The 13,960-nt window shown below is 65.7% G+C and carries 14 protein-coding genes; 7 read left to right on the forward strand and 7 right to left on the reverse strand.

Annotated elements, in window-relative coordinates; translation table 11 throughout:
• The 5 genes from CG716_RS27920 to CG716_RS27940 form a co-directional block, all read left to right on the forward strand.
• A partial coding sequence (locus tag CG716_RS27920) for an alpha/beta hydrolase (RefSeq protein WP_207760803.1) occupies positions 1-200 on the forward strand: 200 nt, incomplete at its 5' end.
• Between the two features lie 58 nt (positions 201-258).
• A complete protein-coding gene (gene glnA, locus CG716_RS27925; RefSeq protein WP_094484394.1) occupies positions 259-1,599 on the forward strand; it encodes a type I glutamate--ammonia ligase in 1,341 nt (446 codons plus the stop codon).
• A gap of 72 nt (positions 1,600-1,671) precedes the next feature.
• Positions 1,672-4,641 (forward strand): bifunctional [glutamine synthetase] adenylyltransferase/[glutamine synthetase]-adenylyl-L-tyrosine phosphorylase, encoded by a 2,970-nt coding sequence (locus CG716_RS27930; protein ID WP_094484421.1) that lies wholly within the window; start codon positions 1,672-1,674, stop codon positions 4,639-4,641.
• A gap of 6 nt (positions 4,642-4,647) precedes the next feature.
• Positions 4,648-5,274 carry a PaaI family thioesterase gene (locus CG716_RS27935; protein WP_094484395.1) on the forward strand — a complete coding sequence of 209 codons (627 nt, stop codon included), beginning with the start codon at positions 4,648-4,650 and terminating at the stop codon, positions 5,272-5,274.
• Positions 5,271-6,131 (forward strand): TIGR03619 family F420-dependent LLM class oxidoreductase, encoded by an 861-nt coding sequence (locus tag CG716_RS27940; RefSeq protein ID WP_094484422.1) that lies wholly within the window; start codon positions 5,271-5,273, stop codon positions 6,129-6,131. The genes CG716_RS27935 and CG716_RS27940 overlap by 4 nt, the downstream gene beginning before the upstream one ends.
• On the opposite strand, the gene CG716_RS27945 is transcribed toward CG716_RS27940, so the two are convergent.
• A complete protein-coding gene (locus CG716_RS27945; RefSeq protein ID WP_094484423.1) occupies positions 6,128-6,538 on the reverse strand; it encodes a DoxX family protein in 411 nt (136 codons plus the stop codon). The genes CG716_RS27940 and CG716_RS27945 overlap by 4 nt on opposite strands.
• A 78-nt stretch (positions 6,539-6,616) precedes the next feature.
• Positions 6,617-7,909: a sensor domain-containing phosphodiesterase gene (locus tag CG716_RS27950; protein WP_094484396.1), complete on the reverse strand. Its 1,293-nt coding sequence runs from the start codon at positions 7,907-7,909 to the stop codon at positions 6,617-6,619.
• A 153-nt stretch (positions 7,910-8,062) separates the two neighbouring features.
• Here CG716_RS27950 and CG716_RS30415 point away from each other — a divergent pair, with 153 nt between their 5' ends.
• Entirely contained in the window at positions 8,063-8,551 is a 489-nt protein-coding gene (locus CG716_RS30415) for a hypothetical protein (protein ID WP_165774333.1), read from the forward strand.
• Between the two features lie 52 nt (positions 8,552-8,603).
• Here the strand turns inward: CG716_RS30415 and glnA (CG716_RS27955) are convergent, their stop codons facing one another.
• The gene (glnA, locus tag CG716_RS27955; RefSeq protein ID WP_094484397.1) at positions 8,604-10,040 is read right to left on the reverse strand and encodes a type I glutamate--ammonia ligase; all 1,437 of its coding nucleotides are present in this window, start codon (positions 10,038-10,040) and stop codon (positions 8,604-8,606) included.
• A gap of 181 nt (positions 10,041-10,221) precedes the next feature.
• Here glnA (CG716_RS27955) and CG716_RS27960 point away from each other — a divergent pair, with 181 nt between their 5' ends.
• The gene (locus tag CG716_RS27960) at positions 10,222-10,686 is read left to right on the forward strand and encodes an RDD family protein (protein WP_094484398.1); all 465 of its coding nucleotides are present in this window, start codon (positions 10,222-10,224) and stop codon (positions 10,684-10,686) included.
• 254 nt (positions 10,687-10,940) lie between these two features.
• Here the strand turns inward: CG716_RS27960 and CG716_RS27970 are convergent, their stop codons facing one another.
• The 4 genes from CG716_RS27970 to CG716_RS27985 all read right to left on the reverse strand — a co-directional run bounded on the left by CG716_RS27970 (position 10,941) and on the right by CG716_RS27985 (position 13,947).
• On the reverse strand, positions 10,941-11,339 hold the full coding sequence (locus CG716_RS27970; RefSeq protein ID WP_165774334.1) for an IS3 family transposase: 399 nt from the start codon (positions 11,337-11,339) through the stop codon (positions 10,941-10,943).
• A 31-nt stretch (positions 11,340-11,370) separates the two neighbouring features.
• On the reverse strand, positions 11,371-11,739 hold the full coding sequence (locus tag CG716_RS27975) for an IS3 family transposase (RefSeq protein WP_165774335.1): 369 nt from the start codon (positions 11,737-11,739) through the stop codon (positions 11,371-11,373).
• 47 nt (positions 11,740-11,786) lie between these two features.
• Positions 11,787-12,074: a transposase gene (locus CG716_RS27980; RefSeq protein ID WP_094484401.1), complete on the reverse strand. Its 288-nt coding sequence runs from the start codon at positions 12,072-12,074 to the stop codon at positions 11,787-11,789.
• A 79-nt stretch (positions 12,075-12,153) separates the two neighbouring features.
• Positions 12,154-13,947, reverse strand: coding sequence for an amidohydrolase (locus CG716_RS27985; protein ID WP_094484402.1), 1,794 nt, complete (start codon positions 13,945-13,947; stop codon positions 12,154-12,156).
• Positions 13,948-13,960 lie beyond the last annotated feature (13 nt).

The raw sequence follows: 13,960 nt of genomic DNA on the forward strand, positions 1-13,960 counted from the left end.
GCGTCGTCGTCGTATCCACGACACACGACCCGGCCACCCCGTACGAGGCCGGCGTCAACCTCGCCCGCGAGCTGGGCGCACCACTGATCACCTTCGACGGCACGCAGCACACGGCGGTGTTCAACGGCGACAAATGCGTCGATTCGGCGATCGTGAACTACTTCGTCGACCAGACCGTGCCGGGCAACTTGCAGTGCTGACCGCCAGGTGCAGCAGGCCCGTAACACGGAATTAACACCCGCTGCATACGCTCGCGTTATGGACCGCCAGAAGGAATTTGTGCTGCGCACGCTGGAGGAACGGGATATCCGATTCGTCCGGCTGTGGTTCACCGACGTGCTCGGGTACCTCAAGTCGGTCGCGATCGCTCCCGCCGAGCTCGAAGGTGCCTTCGAAGAGGGGATCGGCTTCGACGGATCCTCGATCGAGGGCTTCGCGCGCGTCTTCGAATCCGACACCGTCGCCCGCCCGGATCCCTCGACGTTCCAGGTTCTGCCGTGGACCACGAGCGCGGGCCAGCACCACTCGGCCCGGATGTTCTGCGACATCACGATGCCCGACGGGTCGCCGTCGTGGGCCGACAGCCGCCACGTGCTGCGCCGCCAGCTCGCCAAGGCCAGCGACCTCGGGTTCTCCTGCTACGTGCATCCCGAGATCGAGTTCTTCCTGCTCGAGCCCGGCCCGTACGACGGTTCGGTGCCGGTGCCTGCCGACAACGGCGGCTACTTCGACCAGGCCGTGCACGACTCGGCGCCCAACTTCCGCCGGCACGCCATCGATGCCCTCGAACAGATGGGCATCTCGGTCGAATTCAGCCACCACGAGGGTGCACCCGGCCAGCAGGAGATCGACCTGCGCTACGCCGACGCACTGTCGATGGCCGACAACGTGATGACGTTCCGCTACGTCGTCAAGGAAGTCGCGCTCGCAGAAGGGGCGCGGGCGTCGTTCATGCCCAAGCCGTTCGCCGAATATCCCGGCTCGGCCATGCACACCCACATGAGCTTGTTCGAGGGCGAGACCAACGCCTTCCACGGCCCCGACGATCCGCTGCAGCTCTCCGACGTCGCAAAGTCGTTCATCGCCGGCATCCTGGAGCACGCCAGCGAGATCAGCGCGATCACCAACCAGTGGGTGAACTCCTATAAGCGGCTGGTGCACGGTGGCGAGGCGCCGACGGCGGCGTCGTGGGGCGCGGCCAACCGCTCGGCGCTGGTCCGGGTGCCGATGTACACCCCGCGCAAGGCATCGTCGCGGCGCATCGAGGTGCGCAGCCCCGATTCGGCATGCAACCCCTATCTCACGTTCGCGGTGCTGCTGGCGGCCGGGCTGCGCGGTATCGAGAAGAACTACGTGCTGGGCCCGCAGGCCGAAGACAACGTGTGGATGCTGACTCCCGAGGAGCGCCGCGCGATGGGGTACCGCGAGCTGCCGTCCAGCCTGGGTATGGCATTGGCAGAGATGGAGAGCTCCGAGTTGGTCGCCGAGGCACTGGGCGAGCACGTCTTCGACTACTTTCTGCGCAACAAGCGCGCGGAGTGGGAGGAGTACCGCAGCAATGTCACGCCGTACGAGCTGAAGGCCTATCTGTCTCTGTAGCCGACCGCTGCAGCAGGCCGGAGAGCAGGAGCGAAGCGACTCGGGAATTGGCACTGCGCTACCGTCGTGCACGTGGCAAAACCAGCGACGCAGCGCCCGCGCGTTCCCAGCGTGGGCCGTCTCGGTCTGGTCGAGCCCGCCGCCGCCACTGACCTGACGAGGCTGGGCTGGGACACCGACGCCCACGTGGAATTGCTGTGGTCGCTGTCCCGGGCACCCGACGCCGACGTGGCCCTGCAGACGATGACCCGGCTGGCCGACGCACTCGGCAACGACTGGCAGCAACTGGATTCCGCACTGCTCAAAGACCGCAGCCTGCGGGGCCGGCTGTTCGCGGTGATCGGGTCGTCGCTGGCACTGGGAGATCACCTGGTGGCCAACCCGCGGTCGTGGCATCTGCTCGAGGGGAGCGCGACGGTGCCCGACGCCGCCGCACTGCGTCGGCTGTTCGACGACTGCATAGCCGAATTCGGCACCGCCCCCGCCACCATCATGCCGAAGCTGCGCACGCTGTACCGCGACCAGCTGTTGACCCTGGCCAGCCGGGACCTGGCACCGACAGTCGAGAACGAACCCGTGGTGGCGTTCTCCACGGTCGGCGAGCACCTCTCGGACTTCGCCGACGCCGCGCTGGACGCCGCACTCAAAGTGGCCGTAGCGACGGTGTGCAAAGAAGGCACCCCGGCACCCCGCCTCGCGGTGATCGCGATGGGTAAATGCGGTGCACGGGAACTGAATTACGTCAGCGACGTCGACGTCATCTTCGTCGGCGAGCAAGCCGATTCGGTGACCACGAGGGTGGCCGGCGAGATGATGCGCCTGGCGTCGGACACCTTCTTCGAGGTGGACGCCGCGCTGCGCCCCGAGGGTAAACAGGGCGCATTGGTGCGCACCCTGGAATCCCATGTCGCCTACTACCAGCGGTGGGCCAAGACTTGGGAATTCCAGGCCCTGATGAAGGCCAGGCCCGCGGTCGGTGACGCCGAGTTGGGGGAGCAGTACATCGCCGCGCTCATGCCGATGGTGTGGACCGCCTGCGAGCGCGAGGATTTCGTCCCCGAGGTGCAGGCGATGCGCCGGCGAGTGGAAGCTCTGGTGCCCGCCGACGTGCGTGGCCGTGAGATCAAGCTCGGCACGGGTGGGTTACGCGACGTTGAATTCGCCGTCCAGCTATTGCAATTGGTGCACGGACGCACCGACGACTCGCTGCATGTTGCATCGACGGTCGCCGCGCTGGCGGCGCTGGGGGCCGGCGGATACGTGGGACGCGACGACGCCGCCAACCTGACCGCCTCGTATGAGTTCCTGCGGCTGCTGGAACACCGCCTGCAGTTGCAGCGCCTCAAACGAACCCACATGCTGCCGCCCGCCGACGACGAGGAGGCGCTGCGCTGGCTGGCCCGCGCGGCGCACATGCGTCCCGACGGCACCCACGACTCGCTCGGTGTGCTCCGCGAGGAGATCAAACGCCAGAACCACCGAGTATCGCGGTTGCACGCCAAGCTTTTCTACCAGCCGCTGCTCGAATCCGTCGGCCCGTCGGTGGGGCTTGCGCCCGGCCTCACCCCTGCCGCCGCTGAGCGCCAGCTGGCCGCACTGGGCTACGAGGGGCCGCAGAGCGCACTGACGCACCTGAGCGCACTGGTCAACCAGAGCGGGCGCCGCGGCCGGGTCCAAGCCGTGCTGTTGCCTCGGCTGCTGGACTGGCTGTCCGATAGCCCGGACCCGGACAGCGGCCTGCTGGCCTACCGTCGGATCAGCGAGGCGCTGTCCGAACAGCGTTGGTATCTGAGCACTTTGCGCGACGAGAGCGCGGTCGCCAAGCGTCTGATGCACGTGCTCGGCACGTCGGCTTATGTCCCCGAGCTATTGATGCGGGCACCGGAGGTGATCCAGCAGTACGCCGACGGTCCGGCCGGGCCCAAGCTGCTCGACATCGAGCCCGATGTGGTGGCCCGGGCGCTGATCGCCTCGACGGCCCGGCATGCCGATCCGGTGCGCGCGATCGCGGCCGCACGGACCCTGCGACGCCGGGAGCTGGCTCGCGTGGCGTCCGCCGACCTGCTGGGCATGCTCGAGGTCCGCGAAGTCTGCGGGGCACTGACATCGGTGTGGGTCGCGGTGCTGCAGTCGGCGCTGGAAGCGGTCATCCGCGCCAACACCCCCGACGACGGCGTGGCGCCCGCCAAGCTCGCGGTGATCGGCATGGGCCGCCTCGGCGGCGGGGAACTCGGCTACGGGTCGGACGCCGACGTCATGTTCGTCTGCGAGGCGAATGCCGGCGTGGAGGAGTCCCGCGCCGTCAAGTGGTCGGTGTCGGTCGCCGAGCAGATCCGCACGCTGCTCGGAACACCCAGTGCCGACCCGCCTTTGGAGGTCGACGCGAATCTGCGCCCGGAGGGCCGCCAGGGCCCGCTGGTGCGCACCCTCGCGTCGTATGAGGCCTACTATGCGCAGTGGGCGCAGCCGTGGGAGGTCCAGGCGCTGCTGCGGGCCCATCGGGTGGCCGGCGACATGGACCTCGGCGACCGGTTCCTGCTGATGATCGACAAGACGCGCTACCCCGCCGGGGGGGTGTCCGCCGAAGCCGTGCAGGAGATTCGGCGGATCAAGGCGCGGGTGGATGCCGAGCGGTTGCCTCGCGGCGCGGATCCCAACACTCACACCAAACTCGGCCGTGGCGGGCTGGCCGACGTCGAGTGGACCGTGCAGCTGCTCCAGCTGCGATACGCCCACACGGTGTCGTCGCTGCACAACACCTCGACACTGGAGACGTTGGACGCGATCGGTGCGGCCGAACTACTGGCAGAGGACGAGGTGGACCTGTTGCGCCAGGCCTGGCTGACCGCAACCCGGGCACGCAACGCACTGGTGCTGGTGCGCGGCAAGCCGACTGACCAGCTGCCAGGGCCCGGCCGCCAGCTCAACGCGGTCGCCGAGGCCGCGGGCTGGCACAACGACGATGGCGGGGAATTCCTGGACAACTATCTGCGGGTGACTCGGCGCGCTAAAGCCGTGGCACTCAAGGTTTTCGGAAGTTAGGCAGCGATGGATTTCGAATGGGGTGTCATCAGCGCCGACGAGCATGATCGAATCGGCGCGTTGCACGAGCCGCTGGCCGAGGCGCTGCGCAGGCTCATCGAGGCCAGCATCCACAGCGGTGCCGATGCGGAGACGATCCAGGCCGCCCGGGAGACTATCGACTCGGTCAGCGAGATGCTGGAGCGCACGCCGAGCGACCGCCCCCGGGTGCTGCGGCACGAGGAGACCGGACTGCCGGTGGTTTGGCGCAATCCCGCTGTGGGACGGCACAACCCGCTGGCACCGCCGATGACCACCCATCATGAAGAGGGCCGGGTGTGGACCGAGTTCACCCTGGGGCCGGTCTACGAGGGGCCGCCCGGTCTGGTGCACGGCGGCATCTGCGCGCTGCTGCTCGACCAGCTGCTCGGTGAGGTCGCCACCCGGCAGCTCAGCACGCCCAAGTTCACCGGCACGATCACGCTGAAGTACCTCCGTGGCACGCCACTCGGGCCGTTACGGGGCGAGGCGTGGGTTGAGGGTAACGAGGGCTACAAGACATATGCGCGCGGATTTCTCCGCGACGCACAGGGAATCACGGTCGAAGCAGAAGGGGTATTCATCATGCCGGCGTGGGCGAGGGATGCAGGGTGAAGTTCTATGTCAGCGTTGCGTTCCTGGAAACCAGTGAGATCGTCGAGATTGCCAAGGCAGCAGACGATCTGGGCTACGACGGGCTCGGTATACCCGACCACGTGGTGAACCTGGAAACCCTGGCCACTCCATACCCGTACACCAAGAACGGTGAGCGCCGCTGGCAGCCGTTCACCGACTGGCCCGATCCGTGGGTGCTGGTCGGGGCGCTGGCGCAGGCCACGAGTGAGATCAAGTTCGTGACGACGGTGTACATCCCGGGCATGCGCGATCCGTACTCGGCGGCCAAATCGATTGGTACCGCGGCATATCTGGCCAAGGGCAGGGTGGAGCTCGGCATCGGCGTGGGCTGGTGCGAAGAAGAGTTCACCCTGATGGGCCAGCAGTTCGCCAAACGAGGCAAGCGCACCGACGAGATGATCGAGCTGATGCGGGCGCTCTGGCAGCCGGGCTGGACCGAGTTCAACGGCGAGTTCTACCAGACCCCGCGGCTGGAGATGATGCCGACACCGCCGCGCATCCCGATCTACAGCGGGGGACTGTCGGATATCGCGCTACGGCGGGCGGCCCGCCTCGACGGCTGGATCGGTGACCTCATCAGCCTCGACCAAGCGATTCTCCGGGTGGACAAACTGCGTGAGCTGCGCGCCGAAAGCGGTTTGACCATGGATGGTTTCGAGATCCTGACACCACTGACCGACGCGTTCACGATCCCGCACTACGAGCGGGCCGCTGCGGCGGGCATCACCGGGATTGTGACGATGCCGTGGATGTTCTACTCGGGGCCGGATGCGTCGCTGGCGGACAAGATCGACGGGATGCGGCGATTCCGCAAGGATCTGGCGCTGGACGCCTAGCGGCGGCCGCGGACGGCATCCACTGCGTAGGCGCCACCACCGGTGAACACCAGCAGCAGGAATCCGAAGCACAGGGCGACGGCCAGCTCACCGTGGTTGACGATCGGCCAAAAACTGACCTCGATATGCTGGTAGAAATAGGCGAAAGCCATTTCGCCACAGGCGATGAACGCCGCGATCCGGGTGAACAGCCCGACGGTGATCAGCGTGCCGAGGACCAGCTCGATGATGCCGGCGTACCAGTTGGGCCACGCGCCCACCGAGGCGGTGCCGCCGCCAGGCGCGATCGGCCAGCCCACGATCGTCGAGAGGCCGTGGAACAGAAACAGCAGTCCGAAGATGATTCGGAACACGCTGAGCGCCGCAGGTGCGTAGCGGTCGAGCCGAGCGTCAAGTCTCTGCGTCATGGGCCCAACGATACTGATGGGCAGGGGTGCGAACAGGCTCTCCGCGGAGATGCCCAGCTGCACATGTGACTTAGGTAGTCAGAGCATGCGATTGAGAAGATTTCGTGCGACCCCCGTCACTAGGGAGCGGTCGTTGGTGATAGCGACTTCGAAGAGTCGATCACCGTCTTGGCGACCGTGATCGGCGTTGTCAGCGTGCTCGCGGGCGATCAGCGCGGTCACGGTGGTAGCGCCCAGCGTGAGGACGACCCATTCGCAGCTCAGCGGATCGCCGTCGTTAATGGTGAAGCCTCGGACACCGGATCCCAGGTCGGCGGGAACATCGTGACCGAAGACTGCCACCAATGGGCACGGGCCAGCGAGGCGATGGTATTGATCCCTGGTGGCAGTGGTGAAGAACTCAACGCGTTGCAGCGCGGTGAGCACCATCGGTGGATCTGTCGCGGCGAGTGCTTGCTGTTCGATGTAGCGCGACAGGGCCAGCACGGTGTCTTTGCGTTCGGTGCGGGTCGGCACGCTGCCGGCTACGGCGTCGAACGGGGATCCGATGTCCAAAGATGGCTGCTGGGAACGGATCCGGGGGGCCCCGCGCCCCCGGATTGACCGATGGCTGGCCAGCCGGCCCGGGCGCCCGAATCTGAACCCTTGCCCCAACGTTGCGCCTAACGCCAACGCGCGGTCGAGGTGTTCGGCGGTTTCGATGCCTTCGGCGAGTATGGTCGCGCCGGCCCGCTCGTGATGGTCCAGCACCGCGGACCAGGTCCGCGCCTGGTGGTATCGGGATAAGGATTGGACCAGGGCCAGGTCGAGCTTGATAATTTCGGGACAGACAACGTCCAGCAGTGCAAGGGACTCCAGATTCGCTCCCACGTCATCGAAGGCGACGGCGAATCCATCCGCGTGCAGAGCGGCGACCTTGCGTAACAGGGCGGGCGGATCGCTGAGCAGTCCACGTTCGGTGAGTTCGAAGACGATCTGCAGGCGTTCGGCGCCTCGCGCCAACAAGGCATCGTGTGCCCGCGAGACGTGGGCTGTGACGGCTTCAGAGTTGATGAACAACATTGTGTCCGGATCGAATTCGGCAGCCAGTGCGGACTCGATCGCCCTGTGGATGCACAGCCGGTCTAGCTGCATCTGTCTGCCGGTGTCCGCCGCGCGGGCCAATACCGCTTCGGGGGCGCCAAGATCGTCGAGATGATCCCATCGCGCCAGCGCCTCGTACCCCACGACCTCTTCCTCAGGTAGGGACACTATCGGCTGAAACACCAGCTCAAGGCCCTCACCTGTCGCGGCGGCATCCAGACGACTCAACTCCTCGACCGAGGGCGATCGAAGAGATTCCCGGGTGACCTCGTCGGTGCTCTCAGCCATGTTCTGGACCTTTGGGATAGTGCTGCTTCAGTGGCGCGCCTGATCGTCACCTCGACTGTCCTCCGTTTGCACGGATGCGCCAGCCGTTTGCGCCGATGGGTGCTCTGAGTCGTGTTACCGTGGCGGACCCTTAAAATTAGCCAGGGCAGGCAGATGCCGACCAAAGAACCGTCGAATGCTGGCGGCCCCGCCGCCGCTGAGGTGCCGCGCTACTCTTCTGCGACGTCGTGGCTGCTCGCGGCAACCCCGGTCGTTCTGTTGCTGGCGCACTACATCGCCGTGTTGCCGCACGAGTTCGACCACTCGTTCATGGCGTGGATGTGGGGCATCAAGTCCGATCCCCTGAAGATCACCTGGGGCCACGGCAGCATCGGTGACATCCTGCTGCTCATCGGCATCGATGAGAACGTCGATTACCCATCCGCGCTGGCCGAAGGCAATACCGTGGCGGTCGCCTTCACCGTGTTTGCCGGCCCTGCCACGAACGGCCTGCTTTATCTGCTCACTCGTTTCGCAGTACCGCTCTGGCGCACCAGCGGACGTCGCGCATGCGCCACGCGTCGGCGCGCACGACATTGGACGCCTACAGGCATCTATGCCCCGACGCAGACGAGTCCACCCGGTCGACAATCGGTGATGTGATCGCCGAACGGATGGACTCGTATCGAGCTTCTGCGGACCAGCGTTAACTGGGCTACACGTCGTAGTACAGCGCGAACTCGTACGGGTGAGGCCGGATCTGCACGGGCAGGATCTCGTTCTCACGCTTGTAGGCGATGTAGGTCTCGATCAGATCCTCGGTGAACACGCCACCCTCGGTGAGGTATTCGTGGTCCTCTTCGAGCTTGTCGATCACGGCCGACAGCGACGTCGGAGCCTGCGGGATCGCAGCGGCCTCGTCCGGCGGCAGCTCGTAGAGGTCCTTGTCGACCGGGGTCAACGGCTCGATCTTCTTCTTGATGCCGTCGATGCCAGCCATCAGCATGGCCGAGAACGCCAGGTACGGGTTGCCCGAGCTGTCCGGGCAACGGAACTCGAGACGCTTGGCCTTCGGGTTGTTGCCGGTGATCGGGATACGGACGCAGGCGGAGCGGTTGCGCTGGCTGTAGACCAGGTTGATCGGAGCCTCGTAACCCGGGACCAGACGCTTGTAGGAGTTCACCGTCGCATTGGTGAACGCCAGCAGCGACGGCGCGTGGTGCAGGATGCCGCCGATGTAGTGGCGAGCGATATCCGACAGACCCGCGTAGCCGGCCTCGTCGTGGAACAGCGGCTTGCCGTCCTTCCACAGCGACTGGTGGGCGTGCATGCCCGAACCGTTGTCACCGAACAGTGGCTTGGGCATGAAGGTGACGGTCTTGCCGTTGGCCCACGCGGTGTTCTTGATGATGTATTTGAACAGCAGCACATCGTCGGCGGCGGCCAGCAGCGTGTTGAACTTGTAGTTGATCTCGGCCTGGCCGGCGGTGCCCACCTCGTGGTGACCGCGCTCGAGGGTGAAGCCCGCGTTCTGCAGGTTCGTGGCCATCTCGTCGCGCAGGTCGACGTAATGGTCATAGGGGGCGACGGGGAAGTAGCCGCCCTTGGGGCGAACCTTGTAGCCGCGGTTGGCCGAGCCGTCGGCCTCGAACGGCTCACCGGTGTTCCACCAGCCCGACTCCGAGTCGACTTCGTAGAAGGTGCCATTGATCTTCGAGTCGAACGACACCGAGTCGAAGATGTAGAACTCGGCTTCGGCGCCGAAGTAGGCGGTGTCGGCGATGCCGGTGCTGGCGAGGTAGTTCTCGGCCTTGCGGGCGACGTTGCGCGGGTCACGCGAGTAGGCCTCGCGAGTGAACGGGTCGTGCACAAAGAAGTTAAGGTTCAGCGTCTTGGCGGCGCGGAACGGGTCGATGCGCGCGGTCTCGGGGTCCGGCAAAAGCATCATGTCGGACTCGTGGATGGACTGGAAGCCGCGCACCGACGATCCGTCGAACGCGAGGCCGTCCTCGAACACGCTCTCGTCGAATGCGGAGGCGGGGATGGAGAAGTGCTGGACCACACCGGGCAGGTCGCAGAACCGAATGTCGACGTACTCGACCTTCTCGTCTTTGATCAGCTTGAACAGGTCGTCAGCGTTTTTTTCAGCCACTTACTAATCTCCTTCGGTGCGGCCAATTTTGCGCATGTCTCGGCACAGAGGTTTGTTAACCCGCGGTTGACGCTATGAAGCCGATGTTGCATGCCCATCAAGCTCATGTTGCGCCGACGTTACGCATCCTAGGTGGCGGTGGGACGCGGGGTGTTGACGCAGGCCCGCATATCCTGGGGCCATGGCACGTGAGATCGGCTCCTGGCTGTCCGGACCGGAACCGGTGAAGTCCGGCGAGGACGCCGGATGGCCCGGCCACGCGCTGGGCCTGCCGGAATCGGGACCACGCTCGCTGGCGCGGTCGGGCCGGCGCTTCTTGGCGCTGCTGATCGATTGGTTGATCGCTTACGGGCTGGCTGCGCTGGGGATGTCGTTGGGAATCATCAGCGTCGCGATGTTGTCGACGGCCGTCCTGCTCATCTGGTTCGTGCTGGGGGTGCTATCGGTGCGGCTGTTCGGTTTCACGCCGGGACAGTACGCACTCGGGTTGATGGTGATCCCGGTCGATAACCGCCAGCATGTCGGAAGCGGCCGGGCGATCGGGCGCGGCTTGCTGCTGTCCCTGGTGATCCCGGGGTTGTTCACCGACGCCGACGGCCGCGGGCTGCAGGATCGGTTCACGGCGACGGCTGTCGTTCGCCGCTGATTTCCGATGCTCCTATCTCTGTTATGGGTCAAGCGGCGTCGATTTGGTGAGTGTTGAGCCAGTGGCGGTAGTTGGTGGCCAGGGTGTCGTGGCGTTGGAGTCCTCGTTCGAGTCGTGAGATGACGGTGGGCCAGACGCCGAGGTGTTGTGCGGCGCTGGTCAGGGTGATGTTTCGGGCTTGTCTAGCGGGTCTGAGGTCGCTGTAGTCGTCGATTGACCTGTTCCCGGTTTCCCGGACGGCTGATGTGGGTTGTTCACGCCGCCGTGTTGGTGGTGGTGTGAAGTCTTTCGTAGTCGATCGGGCTGTGGTAGTCCAGGGCGCTGTGGCGACGGACGGGGTTGTAGAAGGCTTCGATGTATTCGAAGATCGCCGTGGCGAGCTCGGTGCGGGTGTTCCAGATGCGTCGGTCGAGCAGCTCGATCTGCATCGAGCCAATGAAGGACTCGATCATGGCGTTGTCGAATGCCGAGGCCACCCGACCCATGGAACCCAGCAGGCCGGCTTCGCGCAGCCGCTGCCCGAAAAGCCAACTGGTGTATTGGGTTCCGCGGTCCGAATGAACCACCGTGCCGATGGGTTTGCGGCGCAGCTGGGCCATGTCCAAGGCGTCGGCGGCCAGTTCGGTGCGCAGGTGATCAGCGATCGCAACCACCTCCAGTAGGTGTTGCGACGACTGCTGGAATCTAAGGCGTGCGGTGCTGGGTGATGTCGGTAACCCACAACCGGTCAGGTCCCTCGGCGATGAACTGGCGGTTGACCAGATCCGGCCACGAGGCTGCCTCGGGTTTTGGACCGCGCCAGCGACGGCGGTGCACTCCCTGTAGGCCCACCAGTTTCATGCAGCGCCATACCCGTTTGTGGCTGATCCGCACACCGTGGCCGTAGCGCAGCTCAGCGTGCACGCAGCGCACCCCATAGGTCTGGCGTGAGGCCGCGTGGATGGCGGTGATCGTGTTGGCCAATTCGGCGTCCTCGCGGTCGCGGTCGCACGCCGGTCGGTGGCGCCATTCGTAGAAGCCCGAGGTCGAAACCTTCAGGATCCGGCAGGTCACCGCGACAGGGAAGCCCTGCGCGGCCAGCTCCTGGACCAGCCGGAACCCTATTTTGGGAGGACGTTCTCTCGGGCGAAATAGGCACTGGCCCGTTTAAGGATCTCGACTTCCATCTCTAGCACCCGCTTCTCCCGACGCAGCCGAACCAACTCGGCCCGCTCATCGCGGCTCAGCCCCTCCTTGTGGCCGTCGTCAACATCGGCCTGGCCCATCCACCGGCGCAGACAGGACTCGCTGATCCCGAGATCCTTGGCGATCTGCGCGATCGGCTTTTCCCGCAGCCGGGCCAACTCCACTGCACGGCGGCGGAACTCCTCGGGATGAGCAGCAGGCATCGGTTCGGACTCCTTCCGTCGAGACGATCATCGCCTCAACCTCGGTGTCCGGGAAACCGGGAACAGGTCACCACCCGTTCTAGGCCTGGTGGCGAACTTCGCCGTTCATCATCGTCATCGTCACCTTCGCGCGATGGATATCGTGCGGGTCGATCTCGAAGATGTTGGCACCCAACACGATTAAATCAGCGCGCTTACCCACCTCGATCGAGCCGACCTTGTCGTCAAGCCGGATCTGGTAAGCGGCACCCATGGTGTTGGCGTGCACCGCTTCCTCGACGCTGAGCCGCTGATCGGCCGGCGCCAGCACCGCAGCTTCGGCCTGGCCGACCAGCTGGCGGGTCACCCCGATCTGGATGGAATCCAGCGGCTTGTACGTGGAGAAATACCCCGCGGCGGGCCAGTCGGTGCCCAGCGAGATGCGGCCACCTGAACGGAGGACGTCCTGGGCCCGATAGAACAGATCTTGCCGGGGCTTGCCGTACCGGACCGCAAGGTTCTGCACTGTGTCGGGGTCGGCGGACATCCAGTTGGCCGAAAACTGCGCGATCACACCGAGTTTGCCGAACCGCTGGCTGTCGGGGTCCTCGACGTACACCAGGTGCGCGACGGCGTGCCTGCGGTCGCGCGGCGGATTGGCCGCGATCGCCGCTTCGATGGAGTCCAGCCCGGTGCGTGCGGTGCGCTCACCGCACGCATGGATGTGGACGTCGAAGCCCGCGGCGTCGACCTCACGGACCAGCTGGTGCCACTGCTCCTCGGAGAACGGCGATCCGCCGATCGAATTGGGCTTGTCGGCGTACGGCTCGATGAGCCACGCTGTGTACCCGCCCTGCGTGCCGTCGCCGATGATCTTCACGACGCCCACGTTGACCAGGTCAGTCGAAACCCGGTTCCGGATGTCGGTGATCTTGGCGACCGCGTCGTCGATCGGCGGGGACTTCACGGCGTAGGACGCGACCACTCGGAACGGCAGCTTCCCGCGCTGTTCCAGGTCGGTGTACAGAGCGATCAGCGCACCCTGGTCATCGCCGATCGGCGGCACCCCGGCGTCGAATACCGAGGTGATGCCCGCCGCCGACGCCTTGGGCAGCCACGTCTCCAGCAGTGTCTGCATCGAATGCGGCGAAATCGGATCGACGGCATTGACCAGGCTCAACACCGCCGCGACCTCGAGCACATAGCCGGTGGGCTCACCGTGCTGGTCGCGCACGTAGTAACTGAACCCCGGAATCGGATCGGGGGTGTCGCGGCTGACGCCGGCCTTCTCCAGCGCCTTGCTGTTCGCCCACATACTGTGGCCGTCGATCGCGAAGAAGAACCCGGGACGGTCGGGCAGCACCCGGTCCAGCTCGCCGCGCGTCGGCCCCTCCGGCCCGAACATGTCCACCCGCCAACCGAATCCACGCACCGGGCCGTCGGGATGTTCCTTGGCGTACTCGGCGATCGCGGCCAGCGCGTCCGCGCCGGTGGGCACCTGCAGATCGACACCGCTGCTGAGGAACGAGCCCAGGAACGGGTGGATGTGGCCTTCCACGAACCCCGGCAGCAGCAGATCGCCTTTGAGGTCGACGACGTGGGTGTCCGGCCCCTCCAGCGCCTTCGCCCCGGCCTCGTCGCCGACGTAAGTGATCGTGTTTCCGGTGACGGCCACCGCCTGCGCCCACGGCTGGGCCGGGGACACCGTGTAGATCCGGCCGTTGCGGAACACAAAATCGGCGGTGTTCTTGCCGGTCGCGGCGGGCGGTTTCGCACACGCCGCGCCCGTCGCCACCACAGCGGTCACGGCGGCCGCGCGCAATACCGTCCGACGGGTCAGAGCACCGGTCCCCAGTGCGGCGAAATGCGGAGCCCAATCACATGCAGTACACAAAAGAATCGGCCCC

The sequence above is a fragment of the Mycolicibacterium sphagni genome (genome assembly GCF_002250655.1).
Taxonomy (GTDB): Bacteria; Actinomycetota; Actinomycetes; order Mycobacteriales; family Mycobacteriaceae; genus Mycobacterium; species Mycobacterium sphagni.

Bases quoted from the DNA above. Each gene is read 5' to 3' on its own strand.
- CG716_RS30415 (WP_165774333.1), top strand. From the start codon at position 8,063: ATGCCGACCAAAGAACCGTCGAATGCTGGCGGCCCCGCCGCCGCTGAG.
- glnA (WP_094484394.1), top strand. From the start codon at position 259: ATGGACCGCCAGAAGGAATTTGTGCTGCGCACGCTGGAGGAACGGGAT.
- CG716_RS27950 (WP_094484396.1), bottom strand. From the start codon at position 7,909: ATGGCTGAGAGCACCGACGAGGTCACCCGGGAATCTCTTCGATCGCCC.
- CG716_RS27935 (WP_094484395.1), top strand. From the start codon at position 4,648: ATGGATTTCGAATGGGGTGTCATCAGCGCCGACGAGCATGATCGAATC.
- CG716_RS27945 (WP_094484423.1), bottom strand. From the start codon at position 6,538: ATGACGCAGAGACTTGACGCTCGGCTCGACCGCTACGCACCTGCGGCG.
- CG716_RS27980 (WP_094484401.1), bottom strand. From the start codon at position 12,074: ATGCCTGCTGCTCATCCCGAGGAGTTCCGCCGCCGTGCAGTGGAGTTG.
- CG716_RS27960 (WP_094484398.1), top strand. From the start codon at position 10,222: ATGGCACGTGAGATCGGCTCCTGGCTGTCCGGACCGGAACCGGTGAAG.